Source organism: Salmonella enterica subsp. diarizonae, assembly GCF_008692785.1.
Taxonomy (GTDB): domain Bacteria; phylum Pseudomonadota; class Gammaproteobacteria; order Enterobacterales; family Enterobacteriaceae; genus Salmonella; species Salmonella diarizonae.
Genome location: NZ_VXJV01000006.1, coordinates 157,779 through 180,684 on the forward strand (window position 1 = coordinate 157,779; position 22,906 = coordinate 180,684).

Consider the following 22,906-nt stretch of genomic DNA (forward strand, 5'->3'; position numbering starts at 1 on the left):
AAAAAGGATGCTTTTTACGCTAAAGAAAGTGATTGGCGGTATGTTGTTGCCGCTCCCGCTGATGTTGCTGATGATTGGCGTCGGCCTGGTGCTGGTCTGGTTTAGCCGCTTTCAGAAGACCGGAAAAGTATTTATCAGCGTAGGTTGGCTGGCGCTATTGCTATTAAGCCTGCAACCCGTCGCTGACCATCTGCTGCGTCCGATAGAAAACCACTACCCCACCTGGCAGGGTCCGCAAAAGGTGGAGTATATTGTGGTTCTCGGCGGCGGTTATACCTGGAACCCGCAGTGGGCGCCGAGCTCTAATTTAATTAACAACAGTTTGCCGCGGCTTGCGGAGGGCATTCGACTATGGCGAGCGAATCCGGGAGCAAAGCTGATTTTTACCGGCAGTGTAGCAAAAACCAATACGGTAAGCACGGCGGAAGTCGGCGCGCGAGTGGCGCAGTCGCTGGGCGTACCGCGTAGCGATATTATTACGCTGGATAAGCCAAAAGATACGCAAGAAGAAGCCGCCGCCGTTAAGCAGGCCATCGGCGACGCACCTTTCCTGCTGGTGACATCCGCCTCGCATTTGCCACGCGCGATGATCTTTTTTCAGCATGTCGGGTTGAACCCGCTTCCTGCGCCAGCGAATCAGTTGGCGATCGATTCGCCACTCAATCCCTGGGAGCGGGCAATTCCGTCCCCGGTCTGGCTAATGCATAGCGATCGCGCTGGGTATGAAACATTAGGACGACTCTGGCAATGGCTGAAAGGGGCATCAGGCAAGCCAGGGGAGCAATGATTTCGCCGCCAGATCAAAATTGGTACGGTTAAAACGCCCGGTATTCACCAACTGCGCAACCTCGTCCCACAGCACATAGAGCCAACGCCGCCAGATGAATGACTCCGCCACTGGCGCGCGTTGCAGATAATGCCAAAGCAATCCCTCCGCCAAGGGATTATCCATCAGGCGAAACAGTTCGAACTCTCTCGGCGCCCACAGTATCAGCCCGGGGCCGACCATCGCCAGGAGCTGATCGCTACGGGCGTCTTTAAGCATACTGCGCAGGCAGAAGTTACCATGCACCAGTACGCAGTTGTCATTAAACCCCTCAAATAACGAAGGAAGACACTCTCTGGTGCGAAACAGAATGCGTTTGTCCTGCATCGTTAAGCCGGTATTGCTGAACTGGTTTAGCGTCGTCCACAGCACCTCCACCCGCTGGCGATACCAGGAAGGCCAGATATTTTCCTGAGTATGGTCTACGGCGCCAACGCAACCGCGGCTATCCTGCCGATGCCAGGCTAACAATCCTTCAACAATCTGATCTTTTAGCTGTTCCCAGCGTTCCGGCGTGCGCGCTGGCGCCTCTACCGACACGCCGCGCAGTCGTTCCAACAGCAGCACATCCGGACCAGGATGCTCTTCATGCGTCAATACGCCATAGATTACCGGCATCCTCACCGTACCGCTACGCGCCAGCATTGAGGTTTTCCATGCCAGTTGCTGCGCCACGCCGGGAGTTGTAAAGCTTCGCGCCATCAGCGGCATCGGATTTCCCTGGCTGTCATATAATGACCACAATGCGGAATCCGCTTTCTCATTTACACACTCTATACGGCTAAGTTTTTCACCCAGTAAATGGCTGAGTTCGGCCCGCAACTGTTCCATTCCAGATTACCCCCATTAGTGCTACTGCTTTAATAATGAGCGTCGTATGGACAGATGTCACCCGTATGAGATCAAGAGAAGAAAAGAAAAATGAGGAAAATCGTAACGGTACGAGAGAAGGGTCACTGGCGAGCAGACGTGAGTATTCATCTTTGCGCTACCATACAGGGCTGTTCATGACCGTCTGCGACGATCATGAACAGGGTCATATTAACGCATTTCGGCGCGAACGCGCTCAAGGTCGTCGGCGGTGTCTACGCCCGTACCAGGCACCGCTTTGGCGACAGCGACATGAATTTTTTCGCCGTACCACAGCACACGGAGTTGCTCCAGCATTTCAATATGTTCAAGCGGGCTGGGCTGCCAGCTCACGTAACGGCGGATAAAACCCGCGCGATAGCCGTAAATGCCCAAGTGGCGCAGGCAAGTATCCCCTACCGTTTCCAGACTTTTTGCAAAGCGATCGCGATCCCAGGGAATCGTCGCCCGGGAGAAGTAGAGCGCATAGCCTTCGGCATCCAGCACAACTTTCACCGCATTCGGATTAAATGCCTCTTCGGCGCTGTGAATCGGCGCCGCCAGCGTCGCCATGCCAACCTGGCGCTGCGCCAGATTTTCTGCGACCTGGCGAATAATAACCGCCGGGATCATCGGCTCATCGCCCTGGACGTTCACAATAACGGTATCGTCGCTGAATCCGCACTTCTCTACCACTTCCGCTAACCGTTCGGTACCGGACTGGTGATCGGCGCGCGTCATGCACACTTCGCCGCCAGCCGCGTCTACCGCATGGGCCACATCTTCATGATCGGTCGCGACAATAATGCGTTCCGCGCCAGATTCGCGCGCCCGCTCCAGGACATGAACAATCATGGGCTTGCCATTGATATCCAGCAATGGTTTGCCTGGCAGTCGGGTAGATGAAAAACGGGCCGGAATGATCACGACGAAACTCATGATTTACTCTCATCAGATGTCAGGGAGCGAGCTTCATTTTCCAGCAATACAGGAATGCCGTCGCGTAACGGGAAAGCCAGATTATCCAGTTTGCAAATTAATTCTTGCTTTTCCTGGTTGTACCAGAGTTTGCCATTGCATACCGGGCAGGCGATGATTTCAAGCAGACGATGATCCATAGTTCCTCCAGATGGACCGGATTGTGAATCCTTCAATATTAACATAATCGGTTATGGTGCAGGGTCTATTTCCCAGCCGTGACGCATGCCGCTAAACAAGCCTGGCGGACATTGTCCCAACGTCACGCGCGATGCCCGTTGCCAGGTGGCAAACGCGCTAATGGCCTGCAAAATTCCTTTTTGCAGACTAGCGCCAGGGCGAATATCGTCCTCCAGATACAGCGAGATGACCTCAAGCACCCCCGTTTTACGGTGCATTTTGGCGTCCATTCGCCCGACTAAACGGCCCCGGTATAATAGCGGCAGCACAAAATAACCGTACTGGCGCTTCGCCGCGGGCGTATAACATTCCAGCCGGTAGTTGAATGCGAAGAGCTGCGCTGCCCGCTTACGATCCCATACTACGGGGTCGAAAGGCGACAGCACTGCGCTATGGGTCGCCTTTAAGGTGTTATTCAGCGCCGGTTCAAGCTGCGAAAAAAGATCGGCATGAAGCCACATCCGCCCCAACGTTTCCACCTCGACCGGAATAATCTGCTGCTGTTTCGCCCGGCTCTCCCGCCATCCCTTCAGGTCAGGACGTTTCAGGCGGTAGTAATCCGCCAGCCACTGTTCACGGAAAATCCCCAGACTGCGCGCGCTATTATCCAGCATCAGACGTTCCGCCTGCGGCTGTAACAGTCCATCGCGTTCATCATCCCAATGCGGCATCACACGGTACGTTAAATCATATACGCGTTGAAAATTACGCCGCTCAACAACCATGACCTTTCCGGCGGTAAATAATCCCTCAAGGTGGCGTTTATGCGGTTTCCATTCCCACCAGCCGCTGACACCTTTCTGCGCATGTTCAAAATCGGCAGAACGCACCGGACCGTGCTCCTGGATATGCCGCACTAGCTGTTCTATTTCTGCCTCATGGTCATGCATCCATGCCGCGCGATATTTCCAGCCCATCTTTTCCGGCGACAGCATACGATGACGGATAAGTTTGAAGTCGCGGCGTGGTAAGAAACAGGCCTCATGCGCCCAGTATTCCATCAGCTCGCCGCGTAGCAGCGCCTCATCCAGCCAGGCCTGTGGGTACGAGCCGAGACGGCTAAACAGCACCAGATAGGGGCTACGCGCGACAACATTGATGGTATCAATTTGCAGCAACGCCATACGTGAAATGGCGGCAAGAACATCGCCAGGCATCGCATTACGGCGCGGCTTTTTCAATAGCCCCTGCGCAGCAAGATGGAGACAACGGGCCTGGGAAAGAGAGAGGTACGGCAATGACATTCATAACTCCATAAATTCATCACTGCCGCTGCATTAGGGTGCGCTAGCGAACCAGCGAGGTGATATGCTCAAGCAACTTATCAGGCTGCTCGCCGGACAAACGCGCATCAACCGGTAAAAACCACCAGTTTTCCTCGGCAAAAGCACGGCATTTCACCGCGTCTTTTTCCGTCATTACCAGGGTCTGCCCCTCGCTGACCAGAGCCTGAACCTCAGCAGGGGCAAGCGTCTGGTGATCCGCCAGCGGGACGCACTTTTGCGGATGCGCGCCGCAGGATTCCAGCGTTGCGAAAAAGCGCGGCGGATGACCAATGCCCGCCATCGCCACAATATTGCTCAGTTGCGCTACGTCGCAACGTGCTCCCGTACGTAAGTTCACCGCCAGTCCAGGCGCTAGCTGCATGGGTATTTCGCCCGCCCGGGCGACGCCGCCATTCACGATGGCGGCGTCCACGGTTTTCAGGCGACTGGCGCGTTCGCGCATAGGACCGGCGGGAAGCCACCAGCCGTTGCCAAATCGGCGCACGCCGTCAATCACCACAATTTCAATATCTCGCGCCAGTCGGTAATGTTGTAACCCATCGTCGGTGATAATGATCTGCACATCATGCGCCGCCAGAATCGCTTTCACCGCCGCGGCGCGTTCAGGCGCAACCGCGACAGGCGCACAGGTCCGTTGATAGATCAATACTGGTTCATCTCCCGCTTCTGCGGTTGTCGTCTCCGGCGTCAGGAGTAGCGGATAAGCCGCGGCTTTCCCGCCGTAGCCACGAGAAACGACCCCCACGCGCATGCCACGCCGTTGCAACTGCTCCACCAGCCAGATTACCACCGGCGTTTTACCGTTACCGCCGGCCGTGAGATTCCCTACCACAACCACCGGTACCGGCGCTCGCCAGGCGCGTTGAAGACCAAGCTTATAGCTCAAACGAATCGCCCCGCTCACCAGGCCATACAACCAGGAGAGCGGCAGCAGTAACCGCCATAGTGGGGATTCACCCGACCAGATACGCGCAATCATTGGCCAAATTGCATCTTATGTAGCTGGGCGTAAACGCCGCGTTGCGCCAGCAGCTCGCTATGAGTGCCGCGCTCAACGATAATGCCGTCTTCGACCACAACGATCTCATCCGCCTGTTCAATGGTGGAGAGACGGTGCGCAATCACCAGAGAGGTACGGTTTTTCTGCAGTTCATCCAGCGCCGCCTGAATCGCACGTTCAGACTCGGTATCCAGCGCGGACGTGGCTTCATCAAGGATCAAAATCGGGCTGTCGCGCAGTAAGGCGCGGGCAATCGCGATACGCTGGCGCTGACCGCCGGAAAGCAGTACGCCATTTTCGCCGATGATGGTATCCAGACCATTATCCATCTTGTTGATAAAGTCCATGGCATAGGCCATGCGCGCCGCCTCTTCAATCTGCTCGCGGCTGTATTCTTCCGTCCGGGCATAAGCAATGTTATTGGCGACCGTGTCGTTAAACAGATGCACGTTTTGCGAAACCAGAGCCACCTGATTACGTAGAGAGGCCAGAGTGTATTCGCGCAGATCGTGACCATCCATCAGGATGTGTCCTTCATCAATATCGTAGAAGCGCGTGATCAGGCTGGCGATAGTCGATTTACCCGATCCGGAACGCCCCACCAGCGCCACGGTTTTCCCGGCAGGAATTTTCAAATTGATGTTACGCAATGCCGGAACTTCACGGCCCGGGTAAGTAAACGTCACATTGCGGAATTCAAGATCGCCGGTCGCGCGGTCAATGACACGTTTACCTTCATCTTTCTCCTGTTCGCTGTCCAGAATTGCAAACAACGTCTGACAAGCCGCCATCCCACGCTGGAACTGCGCGTTAACGTTTGTCAGCGATTTTAACGGACGCATCAGCGCGATCATGGAGGAGAACACCACGGTGATGGTCCCAGCCGTCAGGCTATCCATTACGCTTGGGAAGCTCGCTGCATAGAGGACAAACGCCAGCGCCAGCGAGGCAATGAGCTGAATGATAGGATCGGAAATTGACGAGGCTGAGACCATTTTCATGCCTTGTAGTCGCATCTTATTGCTGACTTTATCAAAGCGTTTAGTTTCGACTTCCTGACCGCCGAAAATCAGTACCTCTTTATGCCCTTTTAACATTTGTTCGGCGCTGGTAGTCACTTGTCCCATCGTGTTCTGCATATTTTTACTGATGCTGCGGAACCGCTTTGAGACAACGCGAATCGCAATCGACACAATCGGCGCTAAAACAACCAAGATGATCGACAACTGCCAGCTGTAATAGAACATCATGATAAACAATCCGATGATCGATGCCCCTTCACGCACCACGGTAATCAGCGCGCCAGATGAAGAAGAGGCAACCTGTTCTGAATCGTAAGTAATACGCGACAGCAGCGTACCGGTAGACTGTTTATCAAAGAAGGCGACGGGCATTCCCATCATATGGCCAAACAGGCGACGGCGCATGGTCATTACCACCTTGCCTGACACCCATGAAATACAGTAGCTGGAGACATAGCTGGTGATGCCTCGTAATACCATCAGCCCAATAACCACCAGCGGCATCCACAGCAACACTGAGCGATCCGTTTTACCGAAACCATCATCCAGTAATGGCTTGAGGAGCGATAACATGAAGGTATCGCTGGCTGCGTTGAGAATTAACGCTATGCCCGCCACGATCAGACCTGCTTTAAAAGGCGCTATGGTTGGCCACAGTCGGCGGAAGGTCTGCCACGTAGAGAGATCTTTATCGTTATGCATTCAAAAAACCAGCATTTGTTGAAATAGCCGCATATTCTACCCGTTATCCTCGGGCACGCCAAACCACTGATGATACCAACGAGGTAAAATTTGATCCCGTAAGCCTTGTATGCGCCAGCCCTGCGGAGAAAACCGCAGCGAAATTTGCCCCTGGTGGGGTGTATCAAGCCACTGATACGCCTGCTGTCGGTAGCGCTGTTTTACCTTACGTGACGGCAGCCGCCATGCGTTATAGCGCGAGGCGGACGCCAGCGCCGCTTTACCATGTACCCGCTGAATAAGCGGTAGCGACGACGACGTATTACTGCCATGATGCGGCACCTGGATAAACGTCGCCGCAAGATGTCGCCAGTAACGACTTAGCATTTTTTGTTCAGCGCCCGCTTCAATATCGCCCGTGAACAGGATGCTGTGTACGCCATCATCCACTTTGACCACACAAGAGCGGTTATTTCCTCGATCGGTACTTTCGCGTAACGGCCAGTGCGCCTGAAACGTCAGCCCCTGCCATTGCCACTGCTCGCCGCGAAAACAGGGCAAATGTCCCTGCCAGCCTAACGGGCTGCGAATCCACATTGACGGCCAGACCCGCTGTAGCGAACGCAGCCCGCCCCGATGATCCAGATGCTCATGACTCAAAATAACGCCCTCCGGCGTCATATTATGCCAGCGCAACCAGGGAATAATAACCTGTTGCCCGCTATCGCCCTCCGGCCATGCCCGGCCGGTATCGTAGAGTATTACTTTATCGCCCCTGACGATCGCTATCGCCAGCCCCTGACCGACATCCAGCATATGCACCTGCCATCCGCTGGCGTTTATCGGCCGCCAGAGTGGCCAGCTCATCAGCAATAACCCGCATAAACAGACCGCCGGCCAGGTACGCCAGACATTTAATCGCCACGCGATAAGCGTTAACCAGGGCGATAGCGTCAGCCACTGCCAACGGTTATCAATATTCACCCAGCCCTGCGGTAAAGCATTCAACAGGTAAAATAGCGCGGCTAACGCGCGATCGGTCAGGAACCATATCCACTCTTCAAGAAAAAGCGGCCCGGTTAAATGCAGAATCATTCCCGCCAGGATGAGCGGAACCGTCAAAAATGTGACCCAGGGTACGGCAAAAAGATTCGCCAGTATTGCGGTAACGCTTATGCCATGAAAAAGCGCCACCTGGAGAGGCAAAAGCAGAAGTGTAATGCCTGCCTGTAGGTGAAGCAGGTTAAGCAACCAGCGTACGCCCCGTGGAAAATTTCCGTTTGGCGCAGGAAACCACTGATACCAGAATAACAGGCCGGCAACCGCAAATGCTGACAGCCAAAGACTTTGCGATATAACCGCCACAGGATCGGCGAAAATAATCGCGGCCAGACAGCAGCACCAGACTTGCCAGCCGCTCCACTGTCGTCCGCTTAATTTTAATCCTCCCCAGACGCTCAGCGCCACCATCGTGCGCAGCGCAGGCGGTTGTAAGCCGGTAAGCCATGCATAACACATCGCGCAAAGAATGCCGCCCAGCAATGGCGTCTGCCAACGAATCCATCTGACCGGCAAAAAGAATTGCCCGCCGCGGATTAACCCGGCAGCCAATAACGCGGCAAAAGCGATATGCAGGCCGGAAATCGCCATCAAATGGGCGGTCCCTGTATCGCGCATAATGGCTTTCACCTCCTGCGACACCGCTCCCCGCTCCCCCATTCCCAACGCCAGAATAACCTGCTGCCACGGATAAGGCGCAAGCGTAGCGCGAAGCGAAGCAAGGTAGCGCGCACGCAAGCTACACTCTGGGTTAATGGCTTTAGCCTGTAGAAAACGCCCGGTCAATGGTTGGTGCTGCGCCAACGCGTAGCGTTGGCTATCAAAACCGCCTTCGTTAAGCTGGCCGTGTATCGCTCTGACCTTCAGCGTCATCGCCCACTGTTGCCCGGCACACACTTCCGTGGGTAAGTACTGACCATACAGGACAACCCCTACAGCAGGAAAGAGCGGCTTTCCGCGCAAATGGGTAATTCGCCCATAATGGGTCGTCATATGATCGGTGGCGGTAATGACGACTGTCGCCTCCTGCGTCGCGGCGGGCAGGACGTTACCCGCCCAAATGGCCTGCCTGGCGGCAAATATTCCCCACAGGAAAAAGAGCAAGGTTAATGCCGCGTAGCGCGCATAGTGGTGAGGAATGAGGCAAAGTAAACATGCCAGACAAAACAGCGTCGCGAGAATCCACGTGTCGGGTAATACTGGCAATATCGTAAGTGGAAGTATGCCGCATACTACGCATACGCTGACCGTCGTTATCTTCATAGACACCTCCCTGTGCAGGAAAGTGTGCAGGTTCAGGACGCCATTGTCTGGTGGGGATTTTGTGCTATACGGCGCGGATTCCAGGTTTTTTACCCGGCAAATGTAAGGCGCAGCAAAAAATGCGAAACGCTTTCCAGTTTGCGCCTGACGGCGTATAAATGAAAAAAGCACCCTGACGGTGCTTTTTTCGGATTTAAGTTTTGCGTTAAAACTTAACCGTAAATATTGGCGCGATCGCGCAGTTCTTTACCTGGTTTAAAGTGAGGAACGTATTTTCCTTCCAGTTCCACTTTATCACCGGTCTTGGGGTTACGTCCGGTACGAGGCGCGCGATAGTGCAAAGAAAAACTGCCGAAACCGCGGATTTCAATACGCTCGCCCTGCGCAAGAGTCGAGGCCATATGCTCCAGCATCTCTTTTACTGCGTCTTCAACCGCCTTAGCGGGAATGTGAGATTGCTGGGTTGCAAGTCTTTCAATCAATTCTGACTTGGTCATGATTCCTCCGGTTCCTTAAAGGCAAATTTGGCTGCAGCCGTTAGATTGATTAAGGGCGGCCGTAGCCGCCCTTAGTGCTTGATTACAGGACGAATCCTGCAATCTGTCAAGTAAACTCGTTATACTTCGGACTAAAATGCCCGAAGTTCCAGAGAATTACTCGCCTTTAGCTGCTTTGAATGCTTCAGCCATTGCGTTGTTAGAGAAGTTTGCATCTTCCTGTTTGTTAACAGTTGCGATTGCATCTTTCTCGTCAGCTTCGTCTTTCGCACGAACAGACAGGCTGATTGCGCGGTTTTTACGATCAACGCCGGTGAATTTAGCTTCAACGTCGTCGCCAACGCTCAGAACCAGAGTTGCATCTTCAACGCGGTCACGGGATGCTTCAGAAGCACGCAGGTAACCTTCAACACCGTCAGCCAGTTCTACGGTTGCGCCTTTAGCGTCAACTGCAGTCACTTTACCGGTTACGATAGCGCCTTTCTTGTTCAGGGCAACCCAGTTGTTGAACGGATCTTCTGCGAGCTGTTTAACGCCCAGGGAGATACGTTCACGCTCTGCGTCAACCTGCAGAACAACTGCAGCGATTTCGTCGCCTTTTTTGTATTCACGAACTGCTTCTTCGCCTGCAACGTTCCAGGAGATGTCAGACAGGTGAACCAGGCCGTCGATGCCGCCGTCCAGGCCGATGAAGATACCGAAGTCAGTGATAGACTTGATTTTACCTTCAACGCGGTCGCCCTTGTTGTGGGTTTCTGCGAACTGCTGCCACGGGTTAGATTTGCACTGCTTCAACCCTAAGGAGATACGACGACGTTCTTCGTCGATATCCAGAACCATCACTTCCACTACGTCGCCAACGTTAACCACTTTGGACGGGTGGATGTTTTTGTTAGTCCAGTCCATTTCGGAAACGTGAACCAGGCCTTCAACGCCTTCTTCAATTTCAACGAAGCAGCCGTAGTCGGTCAGGTTGGTCACGCGACCGGTCAGTTTGGTACCTTCCGGATAACGTTTAGCGATAGCAACCCACGGATCTTCGCCCAGCTGTTTCAGGCCCAGGGATACACGGGTACGTTCGCGATCGAACTTCAACACTTTAACGTTGATTTCGTCGCCAACATTCACGATTTCGCTCGGATGCTTAACGCGTTTCCAGGCCATGTCCGTGATGTGCAGCAGGCCGTCAACGCCGCCCAGATCAACGAATGCACCGTAGTCAGTGAGGTTCTTAACGATACCTTTAACTTCCATGCCTTCCTGCAGGTTTTCCAGCAGCTGATCGCGTTCTGCGCTGTTTTCAGATTCGATAACGGCACGACGAGAAACCACAACGTTGTTACGTTTCTGGTCCAGCTTGATTACTTTGAATTCAAGCTCTTTGCCTTCCAGGTGCAGAGTGTCGCGCACCGGACGAACATCTACCAGAGAACCCGGCAGGAACGCGCGAATACCGTTCAGCTCAACAGTGAAGCCACCCTTAACTTTGCCGTTGATAACACCGGTAACAGTTTCAGCATCTTCGTAAGCTTTTTCCAGCGTGATCCATGCTTCGTGACGTTTAGCTTTCTCACGAGAGAGCAGAGTTTCACCGAAGCCGTCTTCTACTGCATCCAGAGCAACGTCAACTTCGTCACCAACCTGGATTTCCAGTTCGCCCTGGGCGTTTTTGAACTGCTCAGCCGGAATGGCGGATTCAGATTTCAGACCAGCGTCAACCAGTACGATATCTTTATCGATAGCAACAACAACACCACGAACGATGGAACCCGGGCGGGTTTCGATTTCTTTTAAGGATTCTTCAAAGAGTTGAGCAAAAGATTCAGTCATGTTTAATCTTCAGGTTTCATATTTAACGTCCACCTGGCTCCGTGCCGGATGGGGTTGTTTAACATACCCGCTGTCATTCCCTTGCAGCGGGGGTACTGCAAATTCGGTCGCATTTAAGCGAGAGCCAATTTTTGGCGCGCGTATTGTAACGCTTTTTCAATCACTTGCTCAATGCTTAATCGGGTAGAATCCAAAACTAATGCATCAGCAGCAGGAACTAACGGCGCTACAGCGCGATTACGATCGCGATCGTCGCGTTCCTTGATCTCGGCCAAAAGGCGTTCAAAGTTAACACTAAAGCCCTTCTCCTGCAACTGTAGCATGCGTCGATGCGCACGTTCTTCCGAGGAGGCGTCAAGGAAAATTTTTACCGGCGCATCCGGGAAGACCACGGTGCCCATATCGCGCCCATCGGCGATTAAACCGGGCGCTTCGCGGAACGCGCGTTGGCGACGAAGAAGCGCTTCACGCACGCGTGGGAACGCCGCCACCTGGGATGCCGCGTTCGCGACTTCCTGCGTACGGATTTCGCCGCTAACGTCCTCGCCTTCCAGGATAACCTCCAGATTGCCGTCCGTTGAGACGAAACGCACATCCAGATGGGACGCCAGCGGCACCAGCGCATCTTCAGAGGCGAGATCGACATGGTGATGCAATGCCGCCAGCGCCAGTACGCGGTATATCGCGCCGGAATCCAGCAGATGCCATTGCAATGCTTCCGCCATTGCTTTGCACAAGGTGCCTTTACCTGCACCGCTTGGGCCATCAATGGTTATTACCGGGGCAATTGCCGTCATCTTTATCTCCTTAAACAGGCGTACCGTTAACGTAAACGCCGCGCATTATACGCGCCAACGCTCGCGACCGTTAACGTTGCGTGCAAAAACCAGTTTTGTCTGTAATCAGATGCGGAATAATTGCGCAATTATAGCGGACCGACGAGGAACCAGCCCGAAAGATTAGCAGTAGTCGTGATTGTAAAAATAGCGCGAGTGCGGACACCGGCGCGCCAGCCTGTCGGCTGGCGCAACAGAAGGATCAGGCTGGCGTACTCATCCGCGCCAGTTGTTCGAAATAATCAGGGAACGTTTTTGCGGTACATTTAGGGTCCAGGATCGTGACTGGCGTATCGGACAGCGCGACCAGTGAAAAGCACATCGCCATACGATGGTCATTGTACGTGCCGATATCCGCGTGATGGAGCTTTGCTGGCGGCGTGATACGAATATAATCGTGCCCTTCTTCGACTTCAGCCCCCACTTTACGCAGCTCGGTCGCCATCGCAAACAGGCGATCGGTTTCTTTCACCCGCCAGTTATAAATATTGCGCAGCGTCGTGGTTCCTTTCGCAAATAGCGCCGTGGTGGCAATCGTCATCGCCGCATCCGGAATATGATTCATATCCATATCTATGGCGTGCAGCTCGCCGCGCGTACAGGCAATAAAATCATCGCCCCAGGTAATGGTCGCGCCCATTTTCTCCAGCACATCGGCAAAACGAATATCGCCTTGCATACTATTACGGCCAATCCCGGTCACTTTTACCGTACCGCCTTTTATCGCCCCGGCGGCGAGGAAATAAGAAGCCGACGAGGCATCGCCCTCGACCAGATAGCGACCCGGCGACTGATACTGTTGACCGCCCTTCACGACAAATTGTTGGTAGCGATGGTTCGCTATCTCCACGCCAAAGGTTTTCATTAAATTTAACGTGATGTCGATGTAAGGTTTTGATACCAGTTCGCCTTTAATACGGATCACTGTGTCTTTAGGCGCCAGCGGCGCGGTCATCAGCAGCGCGGTAAGGAACTGGCTGGAAACGCTACCGTCAACCTCAACGTCGCCGCCGGTAAAACCGCCGCGCAGACGCAGGGGCGGATAATTTTCCTGTTCCAGGTAATCAATATTCGCCCCGCCCTGACGCAGCGCATCGACCAGATGGCCTATCGGACGCTCTTTCATGCGCGGTTCGCCGGTTAACACTGTCTCATTTTGACCCAGGCATAGCGCTGCCGCTAACGGACGCATCGCGGTTCCGGCATTACCGAGAAACAGTTCCAGATCGCCTGGCGCGCGCAATGCACCGCCATTACCGATGATGTCACAGCGGGTGCGATCGGCAGAAAGAGTATAATCAATCCCCAGCGCGCTCAGGGCATTGAGCATATGGCGGACGTCATCGCTATCCAGCAGATTCGTCAGAACGGTTTTACCGCAAGCTAAAGCCGCCAGGAGCAAAGCACGGTTTGAAACACTTTTGGAGCCAGGTAAATTAATGGCGCCATCGACCCGCGCGATAGGTTGTAACGTCAGGGATTCCATGAAACTCAACTCTCAAAAAACAGAAATAAAAACCCCACAGACTGACCGTGGGGATGAAAAAAGAAACGAATTAGCCGTGGCGACGCTCAAAATCGATCATGAAATCGGTCAGGGCTTTCACCCCTTCAATCGGCATGGCGTTATAGATAGAGGCACGCATACCGCCGACGACACGGTGCCCTTTCAACGCGTGGAGACCGGCGGCGAAAGACTCTTCCAGAAATACCTTGTCCAGCGCGTTGTCCGCTAACTGGAACGGAACATTCATCCGCGAACGATTGGCTTGCGCGACATCGTTACGGTAGAAATCGCTGTTATCAATCACACCGTACAGCAGTTCCGCTTTTTGCTGATTAATTTTGTGCATCGCCGCCACGCCGCCCTGCGCTTTCAACCATTTGAACACCAGACCGGAAAGATACCAGGCGAAAGTCGGCGGCGTATTAAACATCGAGTCGTTATCATTCAGGACGGTGTAGTCGAGGATAGACGGGCAGCTCTCATGCGCCTTGCCTAACAGATCCTCCCGGACGATAACCAGCGTCAGCCCTGCCGGACCGATATTCTTCTGCGCGCCAGCATAAATCACGCCATAGCGAGAGACGTCCAGCGGCGCAGAAAGGATGGTAGAAGAGAAATCCGCCGTGACGACCACCTCCGGGCCAAAATCAGGCGTTTCATCAATGGCGATGCCGTCAATGGTCTCATTCGGGCAATAGTGTAAATAAGCGGCATTATCGGAAAGCTGCCACTCGCGCATCGGTTTCACGGCACGTTTGCCGTCAACGGTGATTTTGGCGTCGATAATCTGCGGCGCACAGTATTTTTTGGCTTCTTTGATGGCGCTCGCCGCCCAGTAACCGGCATCGACATAATCCGCCGTGGTTTTATCGCCCAGCAGATTTAGCGGCACACCAGCAAACTGCCCGCGACCGCCGCCGTGACAAAATAAAACTTTATAGTTGGAGGGGATATTAAGGAGATCGCGAAAATCCTGCTCCGCCTCCTCAGCAACCTGGATAAATTCTTTGCCTCGATGGCTAATTTCCATTACCGACGTACCAAGATCGTGCCAGTCACGCAGTTCCTGTTGCGCCAGTTTAAGTACTTCCGCCGGTAGCATCGCCGGACCTGAACTAAAATTAAAGACCTGAGCCATTTCCCCTCACCACGCTGCATTGTTGCCTGCCTGACAGACATCAGGCAAACGTTATTCATGTGGATATCGGTTTTATCATTCAGTGACACGCGCCGCAATGGGTAAAACAATACGCGGGGGAAATGCGGCGTGCGTCACACAACAGAATCTTCCGGATTAACCGTATAAATCCGATATTTTCGCTGTTAAACAACGCGTTTAGCCCGGCTTGCCTTCGTCCATTCTGGATTTGCGCAGCGCGGACATAATTGTTTTTCTCCGACGGTCATTCGTACCACTTCACTGCAACGTACACAGGCATAATCGCCAGCCTCCGGCACCACCGTAAAGCGTGGCGTACAGTGTTCAGGAAGAATGCTTAATCCCGGCTTCACGTCTTTATCTTCAAAGAAATAGACGCTAATTTGACCATTCGTCTCAAGGATGGCCAGCCTGATCTGCCCCAGTTGTTCAACGCCATTCAAACGAAGCTCCATAAAAAATTCAAACTCTGTCATATTCGAGCGTTGCAGTTTTTCCCACGCCAGTTCGCCGTCTTCAACAACGACCACTGACTTACCTTCCAGTAGATCCTCCAACTTTTCACTATGCGCCATCAGCCACATGACCAGACGATAGAGCAGCGCCAGGGTGATGAATACCACCAGAACGGGAAGCATCGGAACATCATCATAAAACGCGACGTCGCCTGCCGCAGATCCCAATGTCAAAATGATCAACACTTCAAAAAGCGACATTTGCCGCACGCCGCGTCGTCCTGTCACCTTTAAGAAGAGAAAGACCAGGACAAAGGTGTAAAAGCTACGTAGCGCCACTTCCCCCAAAAATGCTACCGGCACGTTATCCAGCGCCATTCGTTGCAAATCAAATGCCTTCATTTTTTATGCTCTTCCTGTGAATTCCTGTGTAAAAGCATAGCCAATACTTTTATTTCCGCCGATGTCCCGGCGAGATAGCGCCCGTCACATAAAACCCGTATCATTGCGCGCTTTCCGTACGACAAAAGTGATTTTCATGACGCAAACATTTATTCCCGGCAAAGACGCCGCGCTGGAAGACTCCATCGCCCGCTTCCAGCAAAAGTTACTCGACCTCGGCTTTCACATCGAAGAGGCCTCCTGGCTGAACCCGGTGCCAAACGTCTGGTCAGTGCATATTCGCGATAAAGAGTGCGCGTTATGCTTTACCAACGGAAAAGGCGCGACCAAAAAAGCGGCGCTGGCCTCGGCGCTGGGCGAATACTTCGAGCGTCTGTCAACCAACTACTTTTTTGCTGATTTCTGGCTTGGTGAAACGGTCGCCAACGGGCCGTTCGTGCATTACCCGAACGAAAAGTGGTTCCCGCTGACTGAAAATGACGACGTGCCGGAAGGCCTGCTTGATGCCCGTTTGCGCGCGTTTTACGATCCGGAAAATGAACTCACCGGAAGTCAGTTGATTGATCTTCAGTCCGGCAATGAAGCACGCGGCGTCTGCGGCCTGCCATTTACCCGTCAGTCCGATAACCAGACCGTGTATATTCCGATGAATATCATCGGCAACCTGTACGTCTCTAACGGGATGTCTGCCGGCAATACGCGTAATGAAGCCCGCGTTCAGGGACTGTCGGAGGTCTTCGAGCGCTATGTGAAGAATCGTATTATTGCGGAAAGCATCAGTCTGCCGGAGATTCCTGCAGAGGTGATGGCGCGTTATCCGGCGGTAATGGAATCAATCGCCACGCTGGAAGCCGAGGGTTTCCCGATTTTCGCCTATGACGGCTCGCTGGGCGGTCAGTATCCGGTTATCTGCGTCGTGCTGTTCAACCCGGCTAACGGTACCTGCTTTGCTTCTTTTGGCGCGCATCCTGACTTTGGCGTTGCGCTGGAACGTACAGTGACCGAGCTACTCCAGGGACGCGGTCTGAAAGATCTTGATGTCTTCACCCCGCCAACGTTCGATGATGAAGAAGTCGCGGAGCACACTAATCTGGAGACCCACTTCATCGACTCCAGCGGTCTGATCTCCTGGGATCTGTTCAAACAGGACGCCGATTACCCGTTCGCGGACTGGAGTTTCTCCGGCACTACCGAAGAAGAGTTCGCCACGCTGATGGCCATCTTCGCTGCTGAAGATAAAGAAGTTTACATTGCCGATTACGAGCATCTCGGCGTATACGCCTGTCGTATTATCGTACCGGGAATGTCTGATATTTATCCTGCCGAAGATCTGTGGCTGGCCAACAACAATATGGGTAGCCATCTTCGTGAGATTCTGCTTTCGCTGCCCGGTAGCGCCTGGAATAAAGAAGACTATCTCAATCTGATTGAACAATTGGATGAAGAAGGTTTTGACGATTTCACCCGCGTGCGTGAACTGCTGGGTCTGGCGACCGGAGCGGACAATGGTTGGTATACACTGCGTGTCGGCGAATTAAAAGCAATGCTGGCGTTAGCGGGCGGCGATTTGGAGCAGGCGCTGATCTGGACAGAATGGACGATGGAGTTCAATTCGTCGATCTTTAGTCCGACACGCGCGAACTATTACCGTTGCCTGCAAACGTTACTGTTACTGTCGCAAGAAGACTCGCGTCAGCCGCTGCAATATCTCAATGCTTTTATAAAAATGTATGGCGCAGAGGCTGTAGAAGCCGCCAGCGCCGCGCTTAGCGGTGAAGCGGCTTTTTACGGACTACCGACTGTCGACCACGATCTGCAAACGTTCCCGGCCCATCAGTCCTTGTTAAAAGCTTATGATAAATTACAGCGCGCGAAAGCAGCATACTGGTTAAAATAAGGCCATATGAGTGTCTTAGGGTAGGTTTACACTATCGGCTGCGTTATATTACGGGGCGCTTTCGGGCCCCCGTAATATTTATTTTCGATAGGCGGCAAAAATGTAATAACAAGGTTAAATATTGGTAGTTAATATTAAATTAATTAACATAGTGATGTTACTTTATTTGTTGATTACTCCATTTTAATTAACCGTGTAACAGGAGGATTAGGGAAAAGATTCAACTCACATTATAATTTTTAAAATTTATTTTTATTTGGATAATCAAAAAGTTACACCGTAATTGCATAAAAACCATGCGTCTTACGGGCCTATAAGCCAGGCGAGATATGATCTATATCAAATTCTCATCTATAATGCTTTGTTAGTATCTCGTCGCCGACTTAATAAAGAGAGAGTTAGTGTGAAAGCTGACAACCCTTTTGACCTTTTACTCCCTGCAGCAATGGCCAAAGTGGCTGAAGAAGCAGGCGTCTATAAAGCAACGAAACATCCGCTTAAGACTTTCTATCTGGCGATTACCGCCGGTGTATTCATTTCAATTGCCTTTGTTTTTTATATTACTGCGACAACCGGTACTGGCGCGATGCCTTATGGCATGGCAAAACTTATCGGGGGTATCTGTTTCTCTTTGGGACTGATTCTCTGTGTTATCTGCGGCGCTGATCTTTTCACCTCCACCGTTCTGATCGTTGTGGCTAAAGCCAGCGGTCGCATCACCTGGGGGCAACTGGCTAAAAACTGGTTAAACGTCTATTTTGGTAACCTGATTGGCGCTCTGCTTTTCGTGTTACTGATGTGGCTTTCCGGCGAGTATATGACTGCCAACGGTCAATGGGGACTGAACGTCCTGCAAACCGCCGACCACAAAATGCACCACACTTTTATTGAAGCTGTCTGCCTCGGTATTCTGGCGAACCTGATGGTTTGTCTGGCCGTGTGGATGAGCTACTCAGGTCGTAGCCTGATGGACAAAGCGTTCATCATGGTACTGCCCGTCGCCATGTTTGTCGCCAGCGGTTTTGAGCACAGTATCGCAAACATGTTTATGATTCCTATGGGTATTGTAATACGCGATTTCGCTACACCGGAGTTTTGGACCGCAGTCGGTTCGTCTCCGGAAAGTTTTTCTCACCTGACCGTGATGAGCTTCATCACTGATAACCTGATTCCGGTCACGATCGGTAATATTATCGGCGGCGGTTTGTTGGTCGGGTTGACATACTGGGTCATTTACCTGCGTGGTAACGATCATCATTAATCGTGATGTTCGCTATACGCAGTAAATAAAAAATCCACTTAAGAAGGTAGGTGTTACATGTCCGAGCTTAATGAAAAGTTAGCCACAGCCTGGGAAGGTTTTACCAAAGGTGACTGGCAGAATGAAGTAAACGTCCGTGACTTCATCCAGAAAAACTACACTCCCTATGAGGGTGACGAATCCTTCCTCGCTGGCGCTACTGAAGCCACTACCACTCTGTGGGACAGCGTAATGGAAGGCGTTAAACAGGAAAACCGCACTCATGCGCCTGTTGACTTTGACACCTCTGTTGCTTCTACCATCACTTCTCACGACGCTGGTTACATCAACAAAGCGTTGGAAAAAATTGTTGGTCTGCAAACTGAAGCTCCGCTGAAACGTGCGATTATCCCGTTCGGCGGCATCAAAATGGTTGAAGGTTCCTGCAAAGCGTACAATCGCGAGCTGGACCCGACTATCAAAAAAATCTTCACTGAATACCGTAAGACCCACAACCAGGGCGTATTCGACGTTTATACTCCGGACATCCTGCGTTGCCGTAAATCCGGCGTTCTGACCGGTCTGCCGGATGCGTATGGCCGTGGTCGTATCATCGGTGACTACCGCCGCGTAGCGCTGTACGGTATCGACTACCTGATGAAAGACAAATTCGCGCAGTTTACGTCTCTGCAATCCGATCTGGAAAACGGCGTAAACCTGGAAGCGACTATCCGTCTGCGTGAAGAAATCGCTGAACAGCACCGTGCTCTGGGTCAGATCAAAGAAATGGCGGCTAAATACGGCTGCGATATCTCTGGTCCGGCGACTAACGCTCAGGAAGCGATCCAGTGGACTTACTTTGGCTACCTGGCTGCGGTTAAATCTCAGAACGGCGCGGCAATGTCCTTCGGTCGCGTATCCACCTTCCTGGATGCGTATATCGAACGTGACCTGAAAGCAGGCAAAATCACCGAGCAAGACGCTCAGGAAATGATTGACCACCTGGTCATGAAACTGCGTATGGTTCGCTTCCTGCGTACCCCTGAATACGATGAACTGTTCTCCGGCGACCCAATTTGGGCAACCGAATCTATCGGTGGTATGGGCGTTGACGGTCGTACTCTGGTCACCAAAAACAGCTTCCGCTTCCTGAACACCCTGTACACTATGGGGCCGTCTCCGGAGCCGAACATCACTGTACTGTGGTCTGAAAAACTGCCGCTGAACTTCAAGAAATTCGCCGCTAAAGTATCCATCGACACCTCTTCTCTGCAGTATGAGAACGATGACTTGATGCGTCCGGACTTCAACAACGATGACTACGCTATCGCGTGCTGCGTAAGCCCGATGATCGTTGGTAAACAAATGCAGTTCTTCGGCGCGCGTGCAAACCTGGCGAAAACCATGCTGTACGCTATCAACGGCGGCGTTGATGAAAAACTGAAAATGCAGGTGGGTCCGAAATCCGAGCCGATCAAAGGCGACGTTCTGAACTTCGACGAAGTGATGGAACGTATGGATCACTTCATGGACTGGCTGGCTAAACAGTACGTCACTGCGCTGAACGTTATCCACTACATGCACGACAAGTATAGCTACGAAGCCTCTCTGATGGCGCTGCACGACCGTGACGTTATCCGTACCATGGCGTGTGGTATCGCAGGTCTGTCCGTTGCTGCTGACTCCCTGTCTGCCATCAAATATGCGAAAGTTAAACCGATTCGTGACGAAGATGGTCTGGCTATCGACTTCGAAATCGAAGGCGAATACCCGCAGTTTGGTAACAACGACGCTCGTGTAGATGACATGGCGGTTGATCTGGTAGAACGTTTCATGAAGAAAATTCAGAAACTGACCACCTACCGTAACGCTATCCCGACTCAGTCTGTTCTGACCATCACTTCTAACGTGGTTTATGGTAAGAAAACGGGTAACACCCCAGATGGTCGTCGTGCTGGCGCGCCGTTCGGACCAGGTGCTAACCCAATGCACGGTCGTGACCAGAAAGGTGCTGTCGCCTCTCTGACTTCCGTTGCTAAACTGCCGTTTGCTTACGCTAAAGATGGTATCTCTTACACCTTCTCTATCGTTCCAAACGCACTGGGTAAAGACGACGAAGTTCGTAAGACTAACCTGGCTGGCCTGATGGATGGTTACTTCCACCACGAAGCGTCCATTGAAGGCGGTCAACACCTGAACGTGAACGTCATGAACCGTGAAATGCTGCTGGACGCGATGGAACATCCGGAAAAATATCCGCAACTGACCATCCGTGTATCTGGTTACGCAGTACGTTTTAACTCCCTGACGAAAGAACAGCAGCAGGACGTTATTACTCGTACCTTCACGCAGACCATGTAATGGGTTTGACTGAAATTACGCCATAAAAAGCGTACAAAAAAGGCTCCATGTCAGTGGGGCCTTTTTAATTTTTTATAAAAGCATATTACGACAACCAGAATTTTTACTTATAAATAAAGTGTTATTATGTGATCTATATATTTTTTCCAGAATAGAATCAATTTCTCTTTTATTATTGTGATAATCATCATCATCCTTATTTAATGCATCAGATAACAGCATGGTGTTAGCTTCTGTAAAATCACATGACAATGACGGTGTATATCCTTGTAGCAGATAGATAAGTGTTGGATGAAACATATCAAACAGGACTTCCCCCTCTAATTCCCAGTAACCTATTTTAAAAAATTGGGTAGAAATCTCAAAAGACCCCATTTGAAGACAGCGTAGTTTATCCATCTCATCCTCAGTAAGCGTACCATTCCATTCAACACATGCCATTTTTCGATCTTCTCCAGACCGCATAAGCTTATAAACTTCATCCTTAATTTCATCATCCTCATTAACTTCCTGTCTAAGTTTAAAAGCAAAGTTTTGTAATAAGTCTGGATAGAGAGAAATTTTTTCTCCATACTTAATACATATTTTAAAAAACAACTCTTCTTCATCTTCTTCCATCACTTTAAAAATACAGTTTTCTGAAACATTGAGGAGACGATACAAATTACATTTCTCAATAACCTTGCCATCAATCTCAAATAAAACTTGTGTCTGACTCAGATCAAAACGCATAACAAAGCGGTCTTGTTGAGATGGATTAGTATATTTTTTTAATTGTACAAAGGCATGTATCTTATCCATGCCGTCTGTATCAACATTAAGTTCAGCTTGATTTTCACGTCTACATCCATGGATGAGTGTATATAATGCCTCCAGTGCCTCTTGTTTTTTTGTGTCCTGAAGTTGTCCTTAAATCTATCCCATACCCCCATATATAGCGCTTCTTGTTTGTCAGAACTCATCAAATGGGCTAGCCGTGAAGCATTAATTTCATAGTTATGATGATTACCAAAACTTAACGTAACTGGCATAATAACTCCTTTGATTATTTACCGCGAAAGCAAAATTCAATCCGTTGCTCTCATTTTTTGATTAAAGCCACACTCTATTTTAAGAGATTGAATCAGTCCGGCTTTAGAAATAACATCAGATTTAGACCTGATTGCATGTTGAATGCGACGCCAGGCGCTGGACAGGCATAGCGTTCTTTGGACGCATCTGAATTATGTTGAGAATTATTTTCGTTCTGACCAGGACAAAACGGCGCCAACCATTCGAAAAAAGAGGCGGGTCATAAACAGCAAAACCAGCACGCTATGGATGATACGCTTGCAGTATGTATTGCGGTTCAGGCGTTAAACAGAGGTTCAGAGCGGGTTAATGAACCAGAATTTCTGGCAGTGCAAGTTATGCAGCATAGATTTGCCGTATATTTTATACTGAATAGAGGTAAAATAGCGCCATTGCAGTACATTCTGGAACAGCCACACATTCTGTAGTCCAAAATTTACGCTCGCAGTACCGCTTTTTTACAGGATGCAACCCCCTTACCAGGGTGCTCAACATGCCCGGAATGTG

17 protein-coding genes and 2 pseudogenes are annotated in these 22,906 nt (G+C 51.5%); 5 read left to right on the forward strand and 14 right to left on the reverse strand.

Going from position 1 to position 22,906, the window contains the following annotated elements:
• Nucleotides 1-7: 7 nt before the first annotated feature.
• A complete protein-coding gene (gene elyC / locus F4V72_RS13895; RefSeq protein WP_079813720.1) occupies nucleotides 8-787 on the forward strand; it encodes an envelope biogenesis factor ElyC in 780 nt (259 codons plus the stop codon).
• Here elyC and F4V72_RS13900 read toward each other — a convergent pair.
• From F4V72_RS13900 to F4V72_RS13960, 13 genes are all read right to left on the reverse strand, one after another.
• Nucleotides 764-1,657: a YcbJ family phosphotransferase gene (locus tag F4V72_RS13900; protein ID WP_136058381.1), complete on the reverse strand. Its 894-nt coding sequence runs from the start codon at nucleotides 1,655-1,657 to the stop codon at nucleotides 764-766. The genes elyC and F4V72_RS13900 overlap by 24 nt on opposite strands.
• A gap of 210 nt (nucleotides 1,658-1,867) precedes the next feature.
• Nucleotides 1,868-2,614 (reverse strand): 3-deoxy-manno-octulosonate cytidylyltransferase, encoded by a 747-nt coding sequence (gene kdsB, locus F4V72_RS13905; protein ID WP_023247057.1) that lies wholly within the window; start codon nucleotides 2,612-2,614, stop codon nucleotides 1,868-1,870.
• On the reverse strand, nucleotides 2,611-2,793 hold the full coding sequence (ycaR, locus tag F4V72_RS13910) for a protein YcaR (protein WP_000350056.1): 183 nt from the start codon (nucleotides 2,791-2,793) through the stop codon (nucleotides 2,611-2,613). Before ycaR ends, kdsB begins: the two co-directional genes overlap by 4 nt.
• A 51-nt stretch (nucleotides 2,794-2,844) precedes the next feature.
• The gene (locus F4V72_RS13915; RefSeq protein WP_063390304.1) at nucleotides 2,845-4,077 is read right to left on the reverse strand and encodes a winged helix-turn-helix domain-containing protein; all 1,233 of its coding nucleotides are present in this window, start codon (nucleotides 4,075-4,077) and stop codon (nucleotides 2,845-2,847) included.
• Nucleotides 4,078-4,120: 43 nt separating this feature from the next.
• Nucleotides 4,121-5,098, reverse strand: a complete 978-nt coding sequence (lpxK, locus tag F4V72_RS13920) for a tetraacyldisaccharide 4'-kinase (protein WP_023247059.1) — start codon at nucleotides 5,096-5,098, stop codon at nucleotides 4,121-4,123.
• Nucleotides 5,095-6,843, reverse strand: a complete 1,749-nt coding sequence (gene msbA, locus F4V72_RS13925; RefSeq protein ID WP_023247060.1) for a lipid A ABC transporter ATP-binding protein/permease MsbA — start codon at nucleotides 6,841-6,843, stop codon at nucleotides 5,095-5,097. Before msbA ends, lpxK begins: the two co-directional genes overlap by 4 nt.
• Before the next feature lie 36 nt (nucleotides 6,844-6,879).
• Nucleotides 6,880-9,144, reverse strand: coding sequence for a ComEC family protein (locus tag F4V72_RS13930; protein WP_136058382.1), 2,265 nt, complete (start codon nucleotides 9,142-9,144; stop codon nucleotides 6,880-6,882).
• A gap of 212 nt (nucleotides 9,145-9,356) precedes the next feature.
• Entirely contained in the window at nucleotides 9,357-9,641 is a 285-nt protein-coding gene (gene ihfB / locus F4V72_RS13935; protein ID WP_000167332.1) for an integration host factor subunit beta, read from the reverse strand.
• Nucleotides 9,642-9,797: 156 nt separating this feature from the next.
• Nucleotides 9,798-11,471 (reverse strand): 30S ribosomal protein S1, encoded by a 1,674-nt coding sequence (rpsA, locus tag F4V72_RS13940; protein ID WP_000140319.1) that lies wholly within the window; start codon nucleotides 11,469-11,471, stop codon nucleotides 9,798-9,800.
• Between the two features lie 113 nt (nucleotides 11,472-11,584).
• Nucleotides 11,585-12,268: a (d)CMP kinase gene (cmk, locus tag F4V72_RS13945; protein WP_000125003.1), complete on the reverse strand. Its 684-nt coding sequence runs from the start codon at nucleotides 12,266-12,268 to the stop codon at nucleotides 11,585-11,587.
• Between the two features lie 241 nt (nucleotides 12,269-12,509).
• Complete coding sequence (aroA, locus tag F4V72_RS13950) at nucleotides 12,510-13,793, reverse strand: 3-phosphoshikimate 1-carboxyvinyltransferase (RefSeq protein ID WP_053509616.1); 1,284 nt, start codon at nucleotides 13,791-13,793, stop codon at nucleotides 12,510-12,512.
• A gap of 70 nt (nucleotides 13,794-13,863) precedes the next feature.
• A complete protein-coding gene (serC, locus tag F4V72_RS13955) occupies nucleotides 13,864-14,952 on the reverse strand; it encodes a 3-phosphoserine/phosphohydroxythreonine transaminase (RefSeq protein WP_023247064.1) in 1,089 nt (362 codons plus the stop codon).
• Nucleotides 14,953-15,137: 185 nt separating this feature from the next.
• Complete coding sequence (locus F4V72_RS13960) at nucleotides 15,138-15,830, reverse strand: DUF421 domain-containing protein (RefSeq protein WP_023247065.1); 693 nt, start codon at nucleotides 15,828-15,830, stop codon at nucleotides 15,138-15,140.
• Nucleotides 15,831-15,966: 136 nt separating this feature from the next.
• On the opposite strand from F4V72_RS13960, the gene ycaO reads away from it, so the two are divergent.
• The 3 genes from ycaO (at nucleotide 15,967) to pflB (ending at nucleotide 21,328) form a co-directional block, all read left to right on the forward strand.
• Nucleotides 15,967-17,727, forward strand: a complete 1,761-nt coding sequence (gene ycaO / locus F4V72_RS13965) for a 30S ribosomal protein S12 methylthiotransferase accessory factor YcaO (RefSeq protein WP_080070818.1) — start codon at nucleotides 15,967-15,969, stop codon at nucleotides 17,725-17,727.
• Between the two features lie 403 nt (nucleotides 17,728-18,130).
• On the forward strand, nucleotides 18,131-18,988 hold the full coding sequence (gene focA, locus F4V72_RS13970) for a formate transporter FocA (protein WP_023247067.1): 858 nt from the start codon (nucleotides 18,131-18,133) through the stop codon (nucleotides 18,986-18,988).
• A 57-nt stretch (nucleotides 18,989-19,045) separates the two neighbouring features.
• Nucleotides 19,046-21,328, forward strand: a complete 2,283-nt coding sequence (gene pflB / locus F4V72_RS13975; RefSeq protein ID WP_023247068.1) for a formate C-acetyltransferase — start codon at nucleotides 19,046-19,048, stop codon at nucleotides 21,326-21,328.
• Between the two features lie 72 nt (nucleotides 21,329-21,400).
• Here the strand turns inward: pflB and sopD2 are convergent.
• Nucleotides 21,401-22,359, reverse strand: a pseudogene (sopD2, locus tag F4V72_RS13980) (type III secretion system effector SopD2).
• A gap of 131 nt (nucleotides 22,360-22,490) precedes the next feature.
• On the opposite strand from sopD2, the pseudogene F4V72_RS24450 reads away from it, so the two are divergent.
• Nucleotides 22,491-22,827 (forward strand): annotated as a pseudogene (locus tag F4V72_RS24450) (cytoplasmic protein).
• Nucleotides 22,828-22,906 lie beyond the last annotated feature (79 nt).